Source organism: Clostridium ganghwense (assembly GCF_026735165.1).
In the GTDB taxonomy this organism is placed as follows: Bacteria; Bacillota; Clostridia; order Clostridiales; family Clostridiaceae; genus Clostridium_H; species Clostridium_H ganghwense.
In genome coordinates, this window is the sequence record NZ_JAPQES010000006.1 from 1 (window position 1) to 21470 (window position 21470).

Sequence of the window (21470 nt, forward strand, 5' to 3'; positions counted from 1 at the left end):
ATGTGTTAGGCACGCCGCCAGCGTTCGTCCTGAGCCAGGATCAAACTCTCAATTTAAAAGTTTAATCTTTACTCAAATTTATTGACTGACTGTGTTTCCTTACTTCTGTTTAATTTTCAAAGACCAAATTTTTCATCGCCGTCTTGCGACAGCTTATTCAGTATATCACCTGAACTTTTTCTTGTCAACAACTTTTTTTGAATCTTTTGAATTTTCTCAAACCCTTAAATTCATACTTTGTTGTTTCCTCATCGCCACTCTCGCGACGACAAGGAATATCTTATCAAAATAAATGTACAAGTGTATTTTTATTTATACTGATTATATTAAAATACATTATATTTAATCTTAATTTCGATCATTTTCTATGTTTTTCGCATATTGATACTCCCGGGAATGTAGACTTAGCTTTTTAGTAGCCAGTGACCAGTAACCAGTAGCTAGAAAGAAAAATCAAAAGGAAATTAAAGAAATTAAATTGAATAAAAACAAACATAAAAAAGAGCAAGAATATAGAGGATATCTATGTTCTTACTCTTTATTTAACTTTAGGTTTTACCTTAGTAAAACTTTCTTCACTGATTACTGACATCTGGCTACTAGTTACTAGAATAAAATTGTTAAACAATTTTATTCTATAGTTCATTAACTATTTCTTTAAATCTATTTCCTCTTATCTCAAAGTTAGGAAACAAATCAAAACTAGCACATGCCGGCGATAAAGTTACAACATCACCTTCTGAAGCTAATCCCTTAGCTTTATATACAGCATCTTCAAAAGTATCAGCTATAACTATAGGCAATTGCACACCTTTATCTTTAATAACTTTTTCAAAAGCTTCTTTTATCTTTTCTTTTGTAGTTCCCACTAAAACTAATGCTTTTATATTAGTATATCCTTCTTTCGCTAAAGGCTCAAAAGGTATTTTTTTATCATATCCACCAGCAATTAATATAACTGGTTTTTCAAACGCATTAAGACCTGCAAGGGTCCTTGTTGGGCTTGATGCTATTGAATCATTATAATATTTTACACCATCTAATTCTCTTACAAATTCACATCTATGTTCTACTCCTGTAAATGTAGTAGCAACTTCTCTCATTATTTCTACACTTACTTCCTCTGAAATAACACAAAAAGCTCCTAGTAAATTTTCTACATTATGCATACCTTTTAATTTTATTTCTTCTAATCTACATACTTCTTTTCCCTTTAAAAACAGCTTATCATTCTCAAAATAAGCTCCGTTTTCTATTTTTTCTTTTATGCTAAATTGCATCACTTTACTTCCAGCCTCATTTACAATAGAGTTAGTTATATCATTATCTCTATTCAAAACTAATAAATCATTTTCCTTTTGAACCTTAAAAATATTCTTCTTGGCTTCAATATATTCTTCCATATCTTTATGAACATCTAAATGATTAGGGGTAATATTAGTTATTAATGCACAGTCAATATGCACTTTCATAGTCATAAGTTGAAAACTAGACAATTCTAAAACTACCTTATCATCTTTTTTCATCTCTTCTATTTTAGCAAACAGAGGATTACCAATATTGCCACCAACCCATGTTTTATACCCTTCAGATTTTAACATATTATAAATTAATGTAGTAGTTGTTGTTTTACCGTCACTTCCTGTAACTCCAAAAATTTTTGCAGGACAATATTTTACAAACTCCTCCATTTCTGATGTAATATATGCCCCTTCCCCCTTCACTTTTACTAAAGCAGGATTATCTATTCTCATTGAAGGTGTCTTAAAAACTACATCAAAACCTGTTAAATTATCTAAGTAATTTTCTCCAAGTTCTAAACCTATACCCTTCATCTTAAATTCTTTTCCTATTTGTCCAAGCTTTTCTGCATCTTTTTTATCAAAAGCAGTTACTTTCGCTCCTAACTTATGCAAAAAATGAATTAAAGGAATATTACTTATCCCTATACCAACTACAGCTACTTTTTTACCTTCTATAAATTCCTTGAAATCTTGAAAATCGTTTTTCATAAAAAAACCCCCAGTAATGCTTTAATTTATACTGTTTTATTCCATTCAATTATAACACTTTCTTTATTTTGTTGCATATACTTAATGTTTTTCCACATAATCTCTTTTCAAAATTATTAGAAAATAAAAACTTTAATATATCCTATTGATAACTAATATATCCTTATGATATACTAGCATGGTGTCGTGAGAAATCGATAATTAATTCCCCAAATTTAATTAGACGCATAACATATCCCCATTATAAACCTTATTTTCACCGGATGCTTTCCGGTGTTTTTTTTATTCTTTGAAATAAAAAAGCTGCTGAAAATTCAGCAGCTTTTTTATATTTAATCTCAAATTTAATTAAAATTCTATTTTCTCTTCTAAGAATTTTTCTAATTCATCTATACTAATTCTTATTTGATCCATAGTATCTCTATCTCTTACTGTTACAGTATTATCTTCTAAAGTATCAAAATCTACAGTAATACAATAAGGTGTTCCTATTTCATCTTCTCTTCTATATCTCTTACCAATACTTCCTGATTCGTCATAATCGATATTAAATTTCTTGCTTAATTTAGCATAAACTTCCAAAGATTTTTCAGAAAGCTTCTTAGATAAAGGTAGTATAGCTGCTTTGAATGGTGCTAAAGCTGGATGGAAATGAAGAACTTTTCTAGTATCTCCATTTTCAAGCTCTTCCTCATCGTAAGCATCTACTAAAAATGCTAAAGCTACTCTATCAGCTCCCAATGATGGCTCGATAACATATGGAACATATTTTTTATTTGTAGTTGGATCTAAGTATGTTAACTCTTGACCTGAATGCTCCATATGTTGTTTTAAATCATAATCAGTTCTATCTGCAATACCCCAAAGTTCACCCCATCCAAATGGGAATAAGAATTCAACATCTGAAGTTGCATTACTATAGAAAGATAATTCTTCTTCTGAATGATCTCTAAATCTTAAATTTTCTTCAGTCATTCCTAAATTAAGTAAGAACTTCCAGCAATAATCTTTCCAATATCTAAACCATTCCATATCCGTTCCTGGTTCACAGAAAAATTCTAACTCCATTTGTTCAAATTCTCTAGTTCTAAAAGTAAAGTTTCCTGGAGTTATTTCATTTCTAAAAGATTTACCTATTTGTCCTATACCAAATGGAACTTTCTTTCTTGAAGTTCTTTGTGCATTTTTAAAGTTAACAAAGATACCTTGTGCTGTTTCTGGTCTTAAATATATTTCTGAAGCTGAATCTTCTGTTACCCCTTGGAAAGTCTTAAACATAAGGTTAAATCTTCTTATATCTGTATAATTCATCTTTCCACACTTAGGACAAACTAAATTGTTATCATCTATGTACTTCTTTAACTCTTCATTAGTCCAACCATCAGCACTAACATCATCAACACCGTTAGAAGCCATATGGTCTTCTATTATTTTATCTGCTCTAAATCTTGCTTTACATTCCTTACAATCCATTAATGGATCTGAAAATCCTCCAATATGACCTGAAGCTACCCAAACTTCTTTGTTCATTAGTATACTAGAATCAAGACCTATATTGTATGGACTTTCTTGTATGAACTTTCTCCACCAAGCTTTTTTTACATTATTCTTAAATTCTACTCCTAAAGGACCATAATCCCATGAATTTGCAAGTCCTCCATATATTTCAGATCCTTGAAATATAAATCCTCTGCTTTTACATAATGAAACTATCTTATCCATTGTTTTCTCAAAAGCCATTTTTCTACCTCCTATAAGTTAATTTTTCCTATAAAAAAAAGACCTATCCACCTAAAGGGACGAAATTTACACTTCCGCGGTTCCACCCTTTTTGGCATTAGCCCTCCTCAAAAACTACATCACTCCAAAGCTCCCTTCATAATAACCCTTTAGCTATTTTCACCAACCACAGCCTCTCTTAAAAGAATTTATTACTACTCTTCTTTATCATTGTGAGCTTAATATTAAGTTATCCTTAAAAATTATTCTATCAAATTACAAATAATTGTCAAGTGTTTTTTGCAAAAAATAAAAAAATGGCTCCGCGAAAAGGATTCGAACCTTCAACCTATCGGTTAACAGCCGAGTGCTCCACCGTTGAGCTATCGCGGAACGTTTAATACATTGATATTATATCATTCATCTATAAAAAATGCAAGGTATTTTTTACAAATACCTTGCATAATATTTATTTTGTTGGCTTCATTGTTGGAAATAATATTACATCTCTTATTGAGTGAGAATCAGTTAAGAACATTACAAGTCTATCTATTCCCATTCCCATACCACCTGTTGGAGGCATACCTATTTCTAAAGCATTTATGAAGTCATCATCCATCATATATGCTTCATCATCACCAAGTTCTCTTTCTTTTAGCTGTTGAAGGAATCTTTCCTTTTGAACTATAGGATCATTTAATTCTGAGTATGCATTACAAAGCTCTCTACCATATACAAAACCTTCAAATCTCTCAGTTAATTCTGCATTACCTCTCTTTTTCTTAGTAAGAGGTGAATTTTCTACTGGATAATCACATATAAAAGTAGGTTGCATTAATTTCTCTTCTGCATATTCTTCAAATAAAGCTACTAAAATATCTCCCTTTGTACAGTCTTTAAGTTCTTTCTTTAGTTCTATTTCTTTTTCTTTAGCTAAATTTCTAGCATCTTCATCTGTTTGTATTTCATTAAAATCAATACTCGCATATTCTTTAACTGCATCTGCCATAGTTAGTCTTCTCCATGGTGGAGCAAAATCTATTTCTGTACCTTCATATACAACTTTAGTTGTTCCATTAACTTTTTCGCAGATATACGCTACCATATTCTCAGTAATTTCCATCATATCATTATAATCAGAATATGCTTCATATAATTCTATAGAAGTAAACTCCGGATTATGTCTTATATCTATACCTTCATTTCTGAAGTTTTTACCTATTTCATATACTTTTTCAAATCCACCTACTATAAGTCTTTTTAGGTATAACTCGGGTGCTATTCTTAAATACATATCAACATCTAATGCATTATGATGTGTTATAAATGGTTTAGCTGCAGCACCACCAGCTATAGGTGAAAGTGAAGGTGTTTCTACTTCTATAAACTCTCTATTATCTAAGAATTCTCTCATAGCTTTTATGATAGCCGTTCTCTTCATAAGTGTTTGTCTTGCTTCCTGATTCATTACTAAGTCTATATATCTTTGTCTATATCTTAAATCTGGGTCTTTTAATCCATGGAATTTCTCTGGAAGTGGCTTTAAAGATTTTGTTAAAAGTTGAAAATCTTTTATTTGAATAGTAACTTCTCCAGTTCTAGTTTTAAATACTGTACCTGTTATTGATACAAAATCACCAATATCAAAAGTTTTATATTCTTTTAATTTTTCTTCTCCAACATTATCTATCTTTATGTATAACTGCATTTTTCCATATCTATCGTGAACATCAGAGAATCCAGCTTTTCCGTGCACCCTCTTAGACATAAGTCTACCAGCTATAGTTATATTTTTATCTTCAAGCTCATCATAATTATCTTTAATTTGTTGTGATGTATGAGTTCTTTCTACTTTATATACATCAAAAGGATCTTTACCTGCTTCCTGTAAAGTAGATAATTTTTGTCTTCTTTCTCTAAGTAAATTATTCATTTCCGCTACTTGTTTTTCTTCTAACCTTCTTTGTTTAATTTCTTCCTTTGTCAATTGCTTTTCCGCCATTAGTGCATCCCTCCATTTTCAGTTGTAGTTATTCTACTACTCTATAGTTTATATTCTAATCTCCAAAATTTCAAATTTACTTACTCCATCAGGTACTGGTACATCAACTACATCTCCAACTTTTTTACCTATAAGAGCATTACCTACTGGTGATTCATTTGAAATTTTATTTTCCATTGGATCAGCTTCTGCAGAGCCTACTATGTGAAATTCAATTTCTTCATCAAAATCATAGTCCTTTACCATTACAAAAGAACCAACGCTTACAGTTTCTGATGATATTTCACTTTCGTCAACAACTTTTGCATTTCTTAGCATATTTTCAAGCTGTACTATTCTACCTTCAACAAAAGCTTGTTCATTTTTAGCTTCATCATACTCTGAGTTTTCACTTAAATCTCCATAAGAAAGAGCAACCTTTATTTTCTCAGTTATTTCTTTTCTTTTAACCGATTTAAGATATTCTAATTCGTCCTCTAATTTTACTACACCTTCAGCGGTCATAATATATTGTTTTGAATCACTCATTTTTTACTCCCCTTCGAATATAATTTATTTAAAATTTCTATATTACTTTACATGCAACTATTTAAGTTATTATAAAACAGTAGTTTTTTAAAGTCAACATCTCTCTTGAAGTTTTTTCCATAACACATAGTGTTATAATCCACTATACTTTTCAAATTTAATTTCCTCTAAAAAAACTCCATTTTCTTTTAATAATTCTTCTACATCATTAGTCTTAGTTCCATTAAATATACTTCCTAATAATTCTGGGGTAACATTCACCCCCTCTATTTTCCAAGGTGTAAAATAAGTTACCTCATTAACTATTAAATCCTTAGGTTCTCTTGGAATATACATGTTATCTAAATACCATATAGGACATTCTCTTGAAATCTTTAAAGGTCTTGATGTAATTATGAAATCAGAACTATTAAGTGCAAACTTAAAATCATTCGTCACTATAGGTGAAATTCCATAATTTGATACTATATATTCACATAATACCCTACTTTTCCTTATATTATTCGATAATAATATCAACCATCTTGCTTTTTTAGCTAGTTCAAAAATTATATATTTATTTATATCATCTGCTGCATCATAGACTAAAATACAATTTTGTTTAATACTCTTCTTTCTAGTCATAAGAATTAGCTGCATGCTTTTTACTACACTGTAGGCAAATATTTTTTTTTGAGAATCACTATAAAAATAATAATCCATTTTTCTAAAAGTTTTAAGGGCTAAACTTGAGTTATCAGTTCTAAGCCTTTTATTGATATTATATACATTTCTTTTAAAAGCATATTCATTAAAATTAGGAGGAAGTTTTACTTGTGATACACAAACCCCTAATTCTTTTATAAAACTTTCACCTATATATCTAGTATAGATTTTATCCTTTATCTTTCCCCAAAGACTATTGTCATTATATATTTTCTGTAAATTACAATTTATAAATATAACCTTATTCATTATTTACCCACAACTTATTGTTTATACATTTATTCTATTAATTATGTATATAATAAATTACATTTTTAATAAAAATTTATTTCTTAAGTATATTTTTATATTGAGTTAAAATGTTTATAACACTTTCACTTTCTTTTTCTGTATTAATCTTATTTTTAATGTCCGTACAATTTTGAATACCTTTTATATACCATGCAATATGTTTTCGCATTTCCCTTACTGCCTTTGCTTCTCCATGGTAATGTATTGCAATTTTCAAATGTCTAATGCACATATCTATTTTTTCTTCATCACTTGGATATACAATTTTTTCACCTTTCAGCGCTTCACTTATCTGTTTGAAAATCCAAGGATTACCCATAGCTCCTCTAGCTACCATTATTCCGTCACATCTAGTAAGTTTGGTAATCTCTAGTGCATCCTGCACTGAAAAAACATCTCCATTTCCGATAACAGGAATTTTGACATTCTCTTTCACCTTCTTTATTATATCCCAATCTGCTTTTCCTTCGTACATTTGAGCACGAGTTCTACCATGAACTGCAACTACATCCGCACCAGCCTGTTCCATAGCTTTAGCAAAATCTACAGCATTTATATTATCCTCATCAAAACCTTTTCTAAATTTAACAGTTACAGGTTTTTTAGAGACCTTTTTAACTTCTTTTACTATCTCTGCTGCTAACTTAGGATTCTTCATAAGTGCTGAACCTTCACCATTTTTAACTATTTTGGGTGCAGGACATCCCATATTAATATCAATTATACAAATATCATCATTATCGTTGAATACTTCACAAGCCTCCGCCATAATCTTTGGTTCACTACCAAATATTTGAACCGCTACAGGCTTTTCCTCATCACTAACCATAAGTAAATCTTTTGTATTTTTGCTATTATAATAAAGACCTTTAGCACTTATCATTTCTGTATATACAAGTCCACATCCCATTTCCTTGCATAATCCTCTAAAGGATATATCTGTAACACCTGCCATAGGTGCTAAAAATACACTATTGTGAAATTCTAAATTTCCTATTTTCATTCTAATCCCTACTCTTTATTCTTTTCATAGATTATTCTTAGTCCTTCTAAAGTTAAAAATGGATTCACTTCATCTATAGTTATTGAATCTTGAGCAATAAGTTTTGCAAGTCCACCTGTTGCTACAACGAACGGTTCTTCTTCTCCCATTGCAACCATTTCCTTTTTCATCTTTGAAACTATATAATCAACTTGCCCAATATATCCATAAACTATACCAGCCTGCATACTTGCAACAGTGCTTTTACTTATAATACGTTTAGGCTTTATAAGTTCTATTCTTGGAAGCTTAGCCGCTTTTTCAAATAAAGCATCTGCTGAAATCTTTATTCCTGGACATATAGCTCCCCCTAAATAATCTCCTTTTTTTGTTACAGCACAATAAGTTGTAGCAGTTCCAAAATCTATTATAACCAAAGGTTTTTTATATATTTCATGGGATGCAACCGCATTAACTATTCTATCTGCTCCAACAAATTTAGGATTATCATATTTAATATTTATTCCAGTCTTTACTCCTGGTCCTACTACAACAGGATTTAGTTTGAAATATTTTCTTATCATATGTTCAATTGAATACATAATATTCGGCACTACAGAAGATATTATTACTCCTTTTATATCAGAAGGTTTTATATTATTATGTGAAAACAATTTTAACACTTGGATTCCGTACTCATCTGCAGTTCTTTTAGCGTCGGTACCTATCCTACATTCCATAATAAGCTTCTTGTCCTTAAAAATTCCTAGAACAATGTTTGTATTTCCTGCATCTAAAACAAAGATCACTGCAATACACTCCTTAATAAAATTATAAGAGCAGTATATAACTGCTCTTTTAGCAAATCATATTGCCACCTTAATATCAATTTAATTTTAACAATTGGTGACAATTTGTCAAGTAAAACTTATGTATTCTATTCACTTGTTAACCTAGCTAAACTCCTTGAAATTCATAGCCTAATATAAAAAATGTAAACTTTTTCTAGAAAAGTCCCTCTATAGTTCCATCTTCTAATATATCCATCCTATTTGCAGCTGGTACCTTAGGTAACCCCGGCATAGTCATAACATTTCCTGTTAAAACTACAATAAATCCTGCTCCACTTGAAACCCTTACTTCTCTAACACTCATATCAAAATCCTTTGGTTTTCCCAAAAGCTGTGGATTATCAGAAAGAGAATATTGTGTTTTCGCTACACATATAGGTAACTTAGCTAATCCTAATTTTTCAATATCTTTAATTTGCTTTTCCGCTGCTTTAGTATATGAAACACCATTAGCACCATAGATTTCTCTAGCAATAATATTCATTTTATCTTTTATAGGTAATTCTTTTTCATATAAACATTTAAATCTGCTTTCTTTATTTTCTAATACATTTAAAACTTTCTCAGCAAGAGGTATTCCACCTTCTCCACCTTTTTCCCATACTTCAGCAAGTGCAACATCTACTCCTAAGTCATTACAGAAACTTTCTATATATTCTACCTCTTCTTGGCTATCTGTAACAAACTTATTTATAGCTACTACTACTGGCACACCATATTTTTTAATATTTTCTATTTGTTTCTCTAAGTTACCAATACCTTTAGATAGTTTTTCTACATCCGGATTGCTTAATTCATCTTTAGAAGCTCCACCGTGATGCTTCAATGCTCTTATTGTGGCAACTATAACAACACAATCAGGTTTTAATTCTCCATATCTACATTTTATATCTAAAAATTTCTCTGCACCAAGATCAGCACCAAATCCTGCTTCTGTTATTGCATAGTCTCCAAGTTTCAAAGCCATTTTAGTTGCTAAAATACTGTTACATCCATGAGCAATATTTGCAAAAGGTCCACCATGAATTATTGCAGGGGTATTTTCCAAAGTTTGAACAAGATTAGGTTTTACAGCATCTTTCATTAGAAGACCCATAGCTCCTTGAACTCCAAGTTCTCTGCAATATACAGGTTCTCCATCAAGATTATATCCAATAAGAATATTTCCCATTCTTTCTTTTAAATCCATTAAGTCATTTGCTAAACAAAGAATAGCCATTATTTCCGAAGCAACAGTTATCATAAATCCATCTTCTCTAAGAAATCCATTAGGTTTTCCACCCATACCTACTACAATATGACGAAGAGCTCTATCATTCATATCCATAACTCTTTTAAATATAATACGTCTTGAATCAATTCTAAGGGCATTTCCTTGATGTATATGGTTATCTATAGCTGCTGCAAGTAAATTATTTGCTGCCGTTATAGCATGCATATCTCCTGTAAAATGTAAATTAATATCTTCCATAGGAACTACTTGAGAATATCCTCCCCCAGCTGCTCCTCCTTTTATGCCAAATACAGGACCAAGAGATGGTTCTCTTAAAGCAATTACAGAATTTTTATTTAATTTACATAAAGCCTGACCTAGTCCTACTGTAACAGTAGATTTACCTTCTCCTGCTGGTGTTGGATTTATTGCAGTTACAAGTACTAATTTTCCATCTTTTTTATCATTTTCTCTTTTTAGTACATCTAATGATATCTTGCACTTATACTTACCATAAAGCTCTATATCATCATCTTTTAAACCTATTTTTTCAGCAATCTCTACTATCGGTTTCATATTAGCACTTTGTGCAATTTCTATATCACTTTTCATCTTTACAGCACCCCTTTATTAATTAAAACTTAGATTGAGATAGAGTTCATACTCCCTCTGAATGTTAGTTGAAATTATCCAGCAACTTAGTTTCACTAAACTGTCAGATAAAAATTAGCAGGAATATATAGTTCCCATATTCCTGCATACTTATCCCTTTATAAATCATTATTTTTGAATTTTTTCAATAAATTTCTCTTCATTTATTATGTATCTAGTATGTGTTCCTTCTCCTATTTTTGCAACTTCATCATAAGCTTCAACTTCGAAAAGTAATTTTTTACCTTCAACTTTCTTTAATGTAGATACACATTTTACTTTCATACCTATTGGAGTTGCTTTCATATGCTTTACATTAATTTCTATACCAACAGTTGCATGTCCCTCTGGTAAATTATCTTTTATACTTGTTTGAGCCGTGTTTTCCATTAATGCAATCATAGCAGGTGTTGCATATACATCCACTAATCCTGATCCTATTTTTTTCGCAGAATCATCTTCCTTTACAACAATTTCAATTATCCCTTTTGTGCCTTCTTGTAAATTAAGTTCCATATAATCACCCTTTCAAAATAATTATTATATATAAATAAAGCTATGACTTTATTATATCTATTTAATTTAAAGCTATATAAATTAGAATTATTTACCGTTAATACCTTAATTATAATTAAAAAAAAACAAAAAGTATAGGGTCACAATTATACTCCCTATACTTTTCACTTTTATATTTCTGTTGTATCTTCTTTTATTAAATTTATTTTATCTACAGCTTCTTCGTTCTTATTATTGGTTCCTTCTACTATTGCATTAAATTCTTCTGCACCAATTTTTTCTTTTTCAAGAAGCGTTTGGGCTACATCATGAAGCTTATCTTCATGTTCTTTTAATATGTTCTCTGCTCTTTTATAAGCCTCATCTACTAAACTTTTCACTTCTTTATCTATTTCAGAAGCAACTTCTTCGCTATAATTCTTTGCTTTTCCTATATCTCTACCTAAGAATACTTCATCATGGCCACTTCCAAAAGTTATAGTTCCAAGTTTTTCACTCATACCATATTCCATTATCATTTTTCTAGCAACAATAGAAACTCTCTGTATATCATTAGAAGCACCTGTGCTAATATCTCCAATTATCATTTTTTCTGCAACTCTTCCACCTAAAAGTCCAACCATTTCATCTTTTAATTTTGATTTAGAAGTATAAGCTGTATCCTTTTCTGGAAGATGCATAGTATATCCTCCTGCCATACCTCTAGGAATTATACTAATTTCATGAACTGGATCAGAATGTGGAGTAAATCTCATAACAATAGCATGACCTGCTTCATGATATGCTGTAAGTTTTCTATCCTCTTCATCTACAACTCTACTCTTCTTCTCAGGTCCTGCTATAACTCTAGTTATAGCTTCTTCGAGTTCTTCCATTCCTATTACTTTTTTATCATTTCTAACTGCAAGTAAAGCAGCTTCATTCATTAAGTTTTCAAGGTCAGCTCCTACAAACCCAGGAGTTCTTTTTGCCAAAACATTAAGTTTAACTTCATCTGACAATGGTTTACTTTTAATATGAACTTTTAATATTTCTTCTCTACCCTTTACATCTGGAGCGCCTATTAAAATTTGTCTATCAAATCTACCTGGTCTCAAAAGTGCTTTATCTAATATATCTGGTCTATTTGTAGCAGCTATTAAAATTATACCTTCATTTACTCCAAATCCATCCATTTCAACTAGCAATTGATTCAAAGTTTGTTCTCTCTCATCATGACCGCCGCCAAGACCTGCTCCTCTTTGTCTACCAACCGCATCAATTTCATCAATGAATATTATACACGGAGAATTCTTTTTTGCCTGCTCAAATAAATCTCTAACTCTTGATGCACCAACACCAACAAACATTTCAACAAAGTCTGAACCAGATATACTAAAAAATGGTACTCCTGCTTCTCCAGCTATAGCTTTTGCAAGAAGAGTTTTACCTGTTCCTGGAGGTCCTACAAGAAGCACTCCTTTAGGAATTCTAGCTCCCATTTCTAAATATCGTTTCGGTTGCTTCAGAAAATCAACTATTTCCTCTAACTCTGCTTTTTCTTCATCTGCACCAGCTACATCCTTAAAAGTTACCTTCTGTTTATCCGGCGTGGCCATCTTAGCTCTACTTTTACCAAAATTCATTACTCCTCTATTGCCACCGCCACCCTGTGACTGCTGCATAAACATAAACCAAAATCCGACTAACATAAGTATTAAAATTATGGTTGGAAGCCAATTTATCCACATAGGTACTGAAGTTGGTCTTTCAAATCTAACGTCTACTTTAATATCCGGGTTATCATTTATAAGATCAATCAACAGATTTTCTGGAATTACCGCTTCAAATTGAGTTTTGTCTTTATCCTTTAATTCACCAATGACTGTCCTTCTATCTTGTTTAACTTCAACTCTAGATACATTATCTTCTATCCAGTATTTTTTGAATTGATCATATGAAATTAAACTAGCATTTTTATTTGTTTCAACTAACGCTAAAGCCGCTAGTATAACCATCATAAATACAATTATCCAGGCTGTTGCACTTTTTTTCACATTAACGCCCCCCATCTTTTTCATATTCTAGTAGTTTTACATAAAATTTTATCATATCGAATTTTCCTTTACAATAATAGTAATTATTATTTTTTGTAAACTTCTTCTTTTAGTATTCCTATATAAGGTAGGTTTCTATACTTCTCTGCATAATCTAAACCATAACCAACTAAAAAGTAGTTAGGAACATCATATCCTAAATATTTAACTTCAATATCAACTTCTCTTCTTTCAGGCTTGTTTAAAAGACAAGCTATTTCTACACTTGTTGGATTTTTTGCCTTTAGATAGTTTATTAGATATCTTAATGTTATTCCTGAATCAATTATATCTTCTACTATAAGCACATCTTTATTTTCTATCTCAAAATCCAAATCCTTAAGTATTCTAACTACACCTGAGCTTTCACTTGAATCACCATAACTTGAAACAGCCATGAAATCCATTTTGCAAGGAATATTTATTCTCTTCATAAGTTCTGCCATAAAAGGAACCGATCCTTTAAGTACTCCAATAAGGATAAGATCTTTATCTTTATAATCTTCGCTAATCCTATTTCCAATTCCTCTTATTTTTTCACTTAATTCTTCTTCACTTAGCAACACTCTTTCAATGTCTTTGTTCATACTATTATTCCTCTCTTTCAATTTTAATTTGTAGTATATTTTGGGTGTTTTCATCTGTTTTAAATTTGTTACTTATCCTATATCCAACTACCCAAGCTATTTCTTCTCCAAAACATATAAGAGGTATATTATCTCTTTCATCTTTTGGAATTTTTAAATCTATAAATAAATCTTTTAATTTTTTACTTCCTTTCATTCCTAATGGAGTAATTTTATCCCCATTTTTCCTATACCTTAATTTTATATCTCCACTTATTTTATCATAGTCAAAATATTTAATTAACTTATTTGGTTTTAAATCTAAAGAAATATCGTCTTCTATTAACCTCAAGCTTATATTTAAACCCATTTCCTCTAAATTATTCTGATTATCTATACTTAATTTATACTCTTCATTGTTACTTACTTTATTATTTTTTCTTATATATAAATGTATATCTCCATAGTTATTTAATACTTCTATATTATTAGGAAGCATAATTACCTTACCTGTAGAATGTTTTTGAATATTTATAATATCATAAATATGTATTTTTTCAACATTACGTAGATCTCCTTTAAGGTCATTTAAAGCCATTCTTACTATTCTAGTTAAAATAGACTCATCTTCTTCAAAAGCTTCCTTATATATTATAACCTTTTCTCTATTACTTTTACAATATTTTCTATATTTTTGCAAAGAAACTTCATTTATATAATTATTATCTTTTTTCATTGTATCAGCTAGCCTATTTAATACCTTAACTATATCTTTGTTGAAATTTTGCTCTATATATGGAATCAATTCAAGACGTATCTTATTTCTTGTAAATATATTTTCTAAATTAGTTTTATCAATTCTTGCATTTAAATTATTAATCAGACAATAATGTTCTATTTCTTTTCTACTTATATGTAGTATTGGTCTTACATAAATATCATCTCTAACAGCTTTAATACCTACCAAGCCTTCCATTCCCGTTCCTCTTATTATTCTCATAAGAACAGTTTCAGCTTGATCATTAGCATTATGTGCTACAGCTATTTTTTGACCATCTATTTTATGTAAAATTTCATTAAAAAATTCATATCTAACTTCTCTTCCAGCCAGCTCACAAGAAATATTTTTTTCCTTAGATAATTTATGTACATCAACTCTTTTAACAAAACATTCTATCCCTATACTTTTACAGAATTCTTTAACATATTCCTCATCTTTATAAGCTTCCTCTCCTCTTAAACAGTGATTAACATGAGCACCCACTAGAGTAATATCTAACTCATTCTTTAAAGTATATAAAATATGTAAAAGGCAAATAGAATCCGGTCCTCCTGAAACGGCTACTACAACCTTGTCACTTCTATTAAACATTTTATTTTCTCGTATAGTTTCTATCACTTTATTTATCACTTTTAACACTCCTACATATAGCTTTATAACATCATTTTATTATATCATAGAATCCTTATTCAGTATAAAATAATAGTAGAGAATGAAAATTAATTAATTTATCATTCTCCACTTTACTAGTATAGACTATTTTTTAAGCTAATATAAACTATAAATTTTAGAAACTATGGCTGTCATATCATCTTTAACCTTTCCCCCACTTAATTCTTTAGCTTTTTCAATAAGACCATCTACCAATTCCTTAGGATTATTAGTAGTACTTTCTTTTAAGTAGTCAACTACCCACTCAACCTTTCCTGCATTATTTATATCATAATCTAACACACCATCACTTAACATAAGAATTACATCACCGTTTTTAATTTTCGTATTAATCACATCTACATCAACTTTATCTAAAACACCTATTGGTAAACTCCTAGAACTTATTACATCAACCTTATTTCCAGATTTTATAAAACTAGCCACTGCACCAACCTTCATGAAACTTACATTTCCAGAATATAAATCTAAATTGTATAAATCTAATGTTGAAAATTTTTCATCCTCAGAAAATTTTAAAGTCATTATTGTATTCACAGTATTTATAGCTGTAGTTTTACTTAGACCTGCATTTGTAAATTTCTCCATCATTTCAACTGCAGCTTTACTCTCTCTCCCCGCTTCTGGTCCTGATCCCATACCATCACTTATAACACACATATATCCTCCATCTACGGTTTTTCCAAAGTTATAACTATCACCACTGTATTTTTCTCCATTTTTACACTGCCTACTAGCATATGATGCTGCATAAAATTTGGGTGTTTCCTCAAAAGTAACAGTACATTCACCAGTTTCAGGATCTATAATACATCCCTCATCACTAACACACATAAGTCTTTCAGAAACCTCATTCATTAAAGGCAGTATCTTTTTTACACACAGTTGAGTACCTCCACAAGAATTCAAAGACATTTTTATTATCAACCTATCATTCTTATCTCGGAAACAGAAAATATCATTAAACTTAATACTCTTATTATCTAAAATTTTCCTAATCCTTTTTTCTGCTTCATTATCAATTTTTACGTCAGAATTAAACTCCTCCATTACTTCCTTCAAACAATTAGCCATACCATCTATTTGTCCTGCTAAAATTTCTCTACCTTCACTTAATCTTTTTCTCCACATTTCTTTTATTATGTGGCTGTTAACTATATCTTCTGTATTCTTTAATAATGTACTTCTTTTGATACATTTTCTATCTATTTCTCTAGGTATTTTATTCTTTTTACCTTCTTCTGAATTTTGTATAAGCTCTCCAAAAGCAGCATAAGTGTAGTATGCCTCTTTTTTCCAACATGTATCATTCATACTACAATTACTACATACTCTATCAGCAAGATTTTCAATTAATCCAGTGCTTTTATTTTTCATCACTAATTTATCATTATCAGCTAAATCAATCAGAGTATCTGACATATTATACAACACATCAGAAAAATTATCTAATCTTTTAAGAAGTAAATTTTTAATTTTATCAACACTGTTTTTGTTTAAATATTCTTGCTTTTTCTCCCAATCTAATTCTAAATTTATTTTCATATATATTTTACTTGGTATAACTAAAAAAATTATTTCAGCTACTAATATCTCTATAAATTTAAATTCTAATCCAATATTTGAATACAACATTAATATAAAAAAAGTTATACCATAAGCAAATCCACTAATCCATTTTCCAATATCTTTGAAAATCCCAGCAATAAGTCCACATAATCCATATACACCTACGAATATAATTAAATTATTAGATGAAATACCTATAATTGCACCAACAGCAATTCCACTAGCTGCTCCTACTGTACTTCCATTTATATAACTTACCATTAAAATAAATGTTAAAGCTAAAATATTTCTCAAAGAAACTGATGCTATATTTAATCCCCATGTTCCTGATATAATCAATGAAAATACAATGGTCATGCTAATAATTTCTTCACTACTAAATAAATGTTTTGTTCTAAATTTTTTAATGCATATTATAGAACGTTCAAGAATAAAATATAATGGAATTATACAGATAATTTGAAGAAAAGAACTTAAAAAAGCTACTTTAATAGTTAGACTTCTTATTAAGAATTCACTTGCTATCAATTCTGCAAATATTATACTAAAAACTACTGACAATCTCACTTTCTTAGCTTTTCCTTCTAACATATACGCTGAAATTGTAATAGTTCCAATAACTATTAAATATCCTGGTAAATTATTAATCTTACTATATATTGAAATGTACCCAGCTAAAGTTCCACATGCTGTAGAAATAAAAGAACTTTCTTCCTTATATAAGGACATAGCTATCAAAAATGCTACGCCAAAAGGCGCCATTGAATTTTCCACATTAAGTAATAAAACTCTACTTATTAACACAGAAACCATAAAATAAATCAGGCCTCTTAGTAATTCAGTGGTTTCAATTTTCTTTTTATCTTTTTTATCTTTACTAGCTTTTTTAAACCTTTTATAAGGAAATATATCAGCTCCATATTGCATTTACATCCCCCCCAAGCTCTTTGATAATAATAATTATAACAAAGCGTCCTGGAAATAAATGTAATTTAATGGTACAAGCTATATTTTTTCGTAAGACATTTTCTTTTATTTTTTTGTAATTTATTACCAATAATGATTTTTTTCATCTCACCTTTACTTATTTAAACATAAAAAAATCCACAAATTAATTTGTGGATTTTAACTGACATATTGTCAAAGTAATGGTTGCGGAGGCAGGACTTGAACCTACGACCTTCGGGTTATGAGCCCGACGAGCTACCAACTGCTCCACTCCGCGATATTTGGTGCCGGAGACCGGACTTGAACCGGTACGGAGTGTTAGCTCCGCAGGATTTTAAGTCCTGTGCGTCTGCCGATTTCGCCACTCCGGCGTATTTAAATATTACTTTTATTTATTAAATTTTAAATATGGTAGCGGAAATAGGACTTGAACCTACGACACTCCGGGTATGAACCGAATGCTCTAGCCAGCTGAGCTATTCCGCCACATTATTAAAAGCTAATGGTTGCGGAGGCAGGACTTGAACCTACGACCTTCGGGTTATGAGCCCGACGAGCTACCAACTGCTCCACTCCGCGATATTTGGTGCCGGAGACCGGACTTGAACCGGTACGGAGTGTTAGCTCCGCAGGATTTTAAGTCCTGTGCGTCTGCCGATTTCGCCACTCCGGCGTATTTAAATATTACTTTTATTTATTAAATTTTAAATATGGTAGCGGAAATAGGACTTGAACCTACGACACTCCGGGTATGAACCGAATGCTCTAGCCAGCTGAGCTATTCCGCCACATTATTAAAAATTAATGGTTGCGGAGGCAGGACTTGAACCTACGACCTTCGGGTTATGAGCCCGACGAGCTGCCAACTGCTCCACTCCGCGATATTTGGTGCCGGAGACCGGACTTGAACCGGTACGGAGTGTTAGCTCCGCAGGATTTTAAGTCCTGTGCGTCTGCCGATTTCGCCACTCCGGCGTGTTACTATTTTTCCTGTCGTGTGAGGTGTTCCTCAGCGACATAAACTATTATATCTCAATACTATATAACTGTCAACTACTTTTTTTAAAAAATTTAAAAGGACTATTTCTAGTCCTTTTATATACTCCATTAACCTTTTTTAGCATATTTGTTTCCTTTTACATTTTGATGCTTTTTTAAGTCTTGGAATCTTTCTTCACTATCTTTTAAAAATTTAGATATTGCATCTTCAAAGTTACCACCACTTATCTTACTAGTCTTATTAGTTTTTTCTTTAGTCCAATCAATTTCTATAGGCTTTGAAGATTTTTTCTTTACCATTGCTTGCTTTATTGATAAACTCAATCTTCCATTATCATCAACAGAAATTACTTTAACCTTTACTTTGTCTTGTTCTTTTAAATGTGCACTTATGTCTTTCACATATGTGTCTGCGACTTCAGATATGTGTACTAACCCAGTCTTTCCCTCCACTTCTACAAATGCTCCAAATTTCGTAATGTTAACTACTGTACCTTCTAAAATACTTCCTAATTTTAAGGCCATGTTGATAAAATTCCTCCTTGATTTGTTTATATAATATAATAAATTTATATCTTAAATAATTAAAACCTAATTTTATTTTTGCATTACTGCATTTTCTCCTTGCTTTATAAAACCTAGCCTTTCTCTTGCCAGTTTTTCCACATATCTATAAGTCTTAGACATCTTCGTTTCATCTACTAACCTTTGATGTTCTTTACTTACTTCTTGCAGCTCAGTTTTATACTGTTGTAATTGAGCTTTTTTGTTTTTTATGGTTATTTGCTGACTTATCAACATATAACAAACATAAAATATTATAAAAATAATTATGATACTTTTAAACTTAAACTTTTTTTTCATGAATTTACCCTCTAAAAGTTCATTTTTAACTCATATATATATTTTAGTTTTGTTTTTCGTTTTATTCAAGCAATTTTTATTTATTTTTGTTAATAATCTTATAAATTAATAAATCAATGGGATAAATAATTAAATTTTTAATAATGCGAAAAATCTTAGATAGCATTTTCATAAGTCTAAATTGGATTCTTAAGAAATATTTACTTATGAATTTTATATAAATATACAAACCTAATGCAATATATAGGTATAGGTAGGTGCCCATGTATACATAACTATAACAAAGCAAAAAAATAAAGACTAATATACCTGCAAAAACCCAAAATAATACATCCTCCACTAAAGTTATTATTACATCTGGATTTTCAAAGCCTCTAATAAGTCTGTATATATCAAATAGTATTCCTGTGAGTACTCCTGCAAGTATACTATAAATTATTAAATTAACTTGTGCATTTATAGGAATAATCATAATTTCTACCTAAATAGCCTAGCTATAATACTTTCTTTATCTTTTTTACTTTCAGTTGTAGTATATACACAGGAATTTATCTGACCTAATATTATAATATCTCCATTTTGCACATCTAATTTATTCATCTTTAATTCTTGTCCTTTAATAGTTAAAGTACCAAGAGTTGTATCCAACATTATTGTCTTATCATCAAAACATATAACTTCAACTACTCCTGACAATACTAGTTTCTTTCTATTTTCAAGAGTTAAATTACTCTTTTTATTCTCTATATTTTCTTTTTTTATTTCCATAAACTCCCCTCCTTATATGTAAATATATATGCCTAAACATTAATCAATATGCACTATATAAAGAGAAGAGTATTATAGGTGTAAAATTGATATTGACAGTAAATTACTTGTCTTCTTGTCCAGCTATCATCTCATACATAAGTTTTGCATCAGCCTTTGATACATGATGTGATATATTGACAACCTTAGCTTTTAATGAATTATTTGCAAATTTAACTTCGATTATATCATTTTCATTAACTTCTGTACTAGGCTTAGCAACTTTGTCATTTATAAAAACTCTACCACTTTCACAAGCTTCCTTTGCTACAGTTCTTCTTTTTATTATCCTTGAAACTTTAAGATATTTATCTAGCCTCATAACTTCCTCTCCATCCATTAACCATTATTATAAAAATAAAAAACCTAGATATACACCCAGGTTTTTTATTTTAAATTATTTGTTAACTATATCTTTAAATTCTTTACCAGCTTTAAATACTGGAACTGTTGATGCTGGTATTGTTATTTCTTCTTTAGTTCTTGGGTTTCTTCCTTTTCTTTCTGCTCTTTCACGAGTTTCGAAAGTACCAAATCCAACTAATTGAACTTTTTCTCTTTTTTCTAAAGCTTCTTCAACACTTTCTATAAATGCTTTTAAAGCTACCTCTGCATCTTTTTTAGTTAATTCACTTTTTTCTGCCATGCTTGTTATTAATTCTGCTTTATTCACTTTTGTTACCTCCTTAATATTATTATCAATAAAATGATATAAAGTT

The 21470-nt window shown here is 30.3% G+C and carries 19 protein-coding genes, 9 tRNA genes and 1 other annotated feature; all 28 genes read right to left on the minus strand.

Going from position 1 to position 21470, the window contains the following annotated elements; genetic code table 11:
• Positions 1–635: 635 nt before the first annotated feature.
• Positions 636–2012 (minus strand): UDP-N-acetylmuramoyl-L-alanine--D-glutamate ligase, encoded by a 1377-nt coding sequence (murD, locus tag OXH55_RS15060; protein WP_268050860.1) that lies wholly within the window; start codon positions 2010–2012, stop codon positions 636–638.
• A 348-nt stretch (positions 2013–2360) separates the two neighbouring features.
• Positions 2361–3752: a glycine--tRNA ligase gene (locus OXH55_RS15065; RefSeq protein ID WP_268050862.1), complete on the minus strand. Its 1392-nt coding sequence runs from the start codon at positions 3750–3752 to the stop codon at positions 2361–2363.
• 52 nt (positions 3753–3804) lie between these two features.
• Positions 3805–3972: a binding site (T-box leader), on the minus strand.
• A gap of 77 nt (positions 3973–4049) precedes the next feature.
• A tRNA-Asn gene (locus OXH55_RS15070) sits at positions 4050–4124 on the minus strand.
• A gap of 76 nt (positions 4125–4200) precedes the next feature.
• Positions 4201–5733 carry a lysine--tRNA ligase gene (lysS, locus tag OXH55_RS15075; protein WP_268050864.1) on the minus strand — a complete coding sequence of 511 codons (1533 nt, stop codon included), beginning with the start codon at positions 5731–5733 and terminating at the stop codon, positions 4201–4203.
• Between the two features lie 48 nt (positions 5734–5781).
• Positions 5782–6261, minus strand: a complete 480-nt coding sequence (gene greA, locus OXH55_RS15080; RefSeq protein ID WP_268050865.1) for a transcription elongation factor GreA — start codon at positions 6259–6261, stop codon at positions 5782–5784.
• A gap of 132 nt (positions 6262–6393) precedes the next feature.
• Positions 6394–7215: a hypothetical protein gene (locus OXH55_RS15085; protein ID WP_268050866.1), complete on the minus strand. Its 822-nt coding sequence runs from the start codon at positions 7213–7215 to the stop codon at positions 6394–6396.
• Between the two features lie 76 nt (positions 7216–7291).
• Complete coding sequence (gene dusB, locus OXH55_RS15090; RefSeq protein ID WP_268050867.1) at positions 7292–8260, minus strand: tRNA dihydrouridine synthase DusB; 969 nt, start codon at positions 8258–8260, stop codon at positions 7292–7294.
• A gap of 8 nt (positions 8261–8268) precedes the next feature.
• Positions 8269–9048, minus strand: coding sequence for a type III pantothenate kinase (locus tag OXH55_RS15095; RefSeq protein ID WP_268050868.1), 780 nt, complete (start codon positions 9046–9048; stop codon positions 8269–8271).
• A 196-nt stretch (positions 9049–9244) separates the two neighbouring features.
• On the minus strand, positions 9245–10915 hold the full coding sequence (locus OXH55_RS15100; protein WP_268050869.1) for a formate--tetrahydrofolate ligase: 1671 nt from the start codon (positions 10913–10915) through the stop codon (positions 9245–9247).
• Between the two features lie 168 nt (positions 10916–11083).
• A complete protein-coding gene (locus OXH55_RS15105) occupies positions 11084–11470 on the minus strand; it encodes a thioesterase family protein (protein WP_268050870.1) in 387 nt (128 codons plus the stop codon).
• A 170-nt stretch (positions 11471–11640) separates the two neighbouring features.
• Entirely contained in the window at positions 11641–13506 is a 1866-nt protein-coding gene (gene ftsH, locus OXH55_RS15110; RefSeq protein ID WP_472924560.1) for an ATP-dependent zinc metalloprotease FtsH, read from the minus strand.
• An 86-nt stretch (positions 13507–13592) separates the two neighbouring features.
• Complete coding sequence (hpt, locus tag OXH55_RS15115; protein WP_268050871.1) at positions 13593–14132, minus strand: hypoxanthine phosphoribosyltransferase; 540 nt, start codon at positions 14130–14132, stop codon at positions 13593–13595.
• A 4-nt stretch (positions 14133–14136) separates the two neighbouring features.
• Positions 14137–15522: a tRNA lysidine(34) synthetase TilS gene (tilS, locus tag OXH55_RS15120; protein WP_268050872.1), complete on the minus strand. Its 1386-nt coding sequence runs from the start codon at positions 15520–15522 to the stop codon at positions 14137–14139.
• A gap of 138 nt (positions 15523–15660) precedes the next feature.
• On the minus strand, positions 15661–18060 hold the full coding sequence (spoIIE, locus tag OXH55_RS15125) for a stage II sporulation protein E (RefSeq protein WP_268050873.1): 2400 nt from the start codon (positions 18058–18060) through the stop codon (positions 15661–15663).
• 222 nt (positions 18061–18282) lie between these two features.
• A tRNA-Met gene (locus OXH55_RS15130) sits at positions 18283–18358 on the minus strand.
• A 5-nt stretch (positions 18359–18363) separates the two neighbouring features.
• Positions 18364–18452 (minus strand) — tRNA-Leu (locus tag OXH55_RS15135).
• A 38-nt stretch (positions 18453–18490) separates the two neighbouring features.
• Positions 18491–18567 (minus strand) — tRNA-Met (locus tag OXH55_RS15140).
• 17 nt (positions 18568–18584) lie between these two features.
• A tRNA-Met gene (locus OXH55_RS15145) sits at positions 18585–18660 on the minus strand.
• Between the two features lie 5 nt (positions 18661–18665).
• Positions 18666–18754 (minus strand) — tRNA-Leu (locus tag OXH55_RS15150).
• A 38-nt stretch (positions 18755–18792) separates the two neighbouring features.
• A tRNA-Met gene (locus OXH55_RS15155) sits at positions 18793–18869 on the minus strand.
• 17 nt (positions 18870–18886) lie between these two features.
• Positions 18887–18962, minus strand: a tRNA-Met gene (locus tag OXH55_RS15160).
• A gap of 5 nt (positions 18963–18967) precedes the next feature.
• Positions 18968–19056, minus strand: a tRNA-Leu gene (locus OXH55_RS15165).
• 132 nt (positions 19057–19188) lie between these two features.
• Positions 19189–19605, minus strand: coding sequence for a S1 domain-containing RNA-binding protein (locus tag OXH55_RS15170; RefSeq protein WP_268050874.1), 417 nt, complete (start codon positions 19603–19605; stop codon positions 19189–19191).
• 72 nt (positions 19606–19677) lie between these two features.
• Complete coding sequence (locus tag OXH55_RS15175; protein WP_268050875.1) at positions 19678–19944, minus strand: FtsB family cell division protein; 267 nt, start codon at positions 19942–19944, stop codon at positions 19678–19680.
• 76 nt (positions 19945–20020) lie between these two features.
• A complete protein-coding gene (yabQ, locus tag OXH55_RS15180) occupies positions 20021–20416 on the minus strand; it encodes a spore cortex biosynthesis protein YabQ (RefSeq protein WP_268050876.1) in 396 nt (131 codons plus the stop codon).
• 5 nt (positions 20417–20421) lie between these two features.
• A complete protein-coding gene (gene yabP, locus OXH55_RS15185) occupies positions 20422–20712 on the minus strand; it encodes a sporulation protein YabP (protein ID WP_268050877.1) in 291 nt (96 codons plus the stop codon).
• Between the two features lie 103 nt (positions 20713–20815).
• On the minus strand, positions 20816–21073 hold the full coding sequence (locus OXH55_RS15190) for an RNA-binding S4 domain-containing protein (RefSeq protein ID WP_268050878.1): 258 nt from the start codon (positions 21071–21073) through the stop codon (positions 20816–20818).
• A gap of 75 nt (positions 21074–21148) precedes the next feature.
• Positions 21149–21424 carry an HU family DNA-binding protein gene (locus OXH55_RS15195; RefSeq protein ID WP_268050879.1) on the minus strand — a complete coding sequence of 92 codons (276 nt, stop codon included), beginning with the start codon at positions 21422–21424 and terminating at the stop codon, positions 21149–21151.
• Positions 21425–21470 lie beyond the last annotated feature (46 nt).

Coding starts and splice junctions, on each gene's coding strand:
- dusB (WP_268050867.1), bottom strand. CDS start 8,260: ATGAAAATAGGAAATTTAGAATTTCACAATAGTGTATTTTTAGCACCT.
- OXH55_RS15065 (WP_268050862.1), bottom strand. CDS start 3,752: ATGGCTTTTGAGAAAACAATGGATAAGATAGTTTCATTATGTAAAAGC.
- OXH55_RS15190 (WP_268050878.1), bottom strand. CDS start 21,073: ATGAGGCTAGATAAATATCTTAAAGTTTCAAGGATAATAAAAAGAAGA.
- murD (WP_268050860.1), bottom strand. CDS start 2,012: ATGAAAAACGATTTTCAAGATTTCAAGGAATTTATAGAAGGTAAAAAA.
- yabP (WP_268050877.1), bottom strand. CDS start 20,712: ATGGAAATAAAAAAAGAAAATATAGAGAATAAAAAGAGTAATTTAACT.
- spoIIE (WP_268050873.1), bottom strand. CDS start 18,060: ATGCAATATGGAGCTGATATATTTCCTTATAAAAGGTTTAAAAAAGCT.
- yabQ (WP_268050876.1), bottom strand. CDS start 20,416: ATGATTATTCCTATAAATGCACAAGTTAATTTAATAATTTATAGTATA.
- lysS (WP_268050864.1), bottom strand. CDS start 5,733: ATGGCGGAAAAGCAATTGACAAAGGAAGAAATTAAACAAAGAAGGTTA.
- OXH55_RS15175 (WP_268050875.1), bottom strand. CDS start 19,944: ATGAAAAAAAAGTTTAAGTTTAAAAGTATCATAATTATTTTTATAATA.
- OXH55_RS15100 (WP_268050869.1), bottom strand. CDS start 10,915: ATGAAAAGTGATATAGAAATTGCACAAAGTGCTAATATGAAACCGATA.
- OXH55_RS15085 (WP_268050866.1), bottom strand. CDS start 7,215: ATGAATAAGGTTATATTTATAAATTGTAATTTACAGAAAATATATAAT.
- OXH55_RS15170 (WP_268050874.1), bottom strand. CDS start 19,605: ATGGCCTTAAAATTAGGAAGTATTTTAGAAGGTACAGTAGTTAACATT.
- hpt (WP_268050871.1), bottom strand. CDS start 14,132: ATGAACAAAGACATTGAAAGAGTGTTGCTAAGTGAAGAAGAATTAAGT.
- greA (WP_268050865.1), bottom strand. CDS start 6,261: ATGAGTGATTCAAAACAATATATTATGACCGCTGAAGGTGTAGTAAAA.
- OXH55_RS15105 (WP_268050870.1), bottom strand. CDS start 11,470: ATGGAACTTAATTTACAAGAAGGCACAAAAGGGATAATTGAAATTGTT.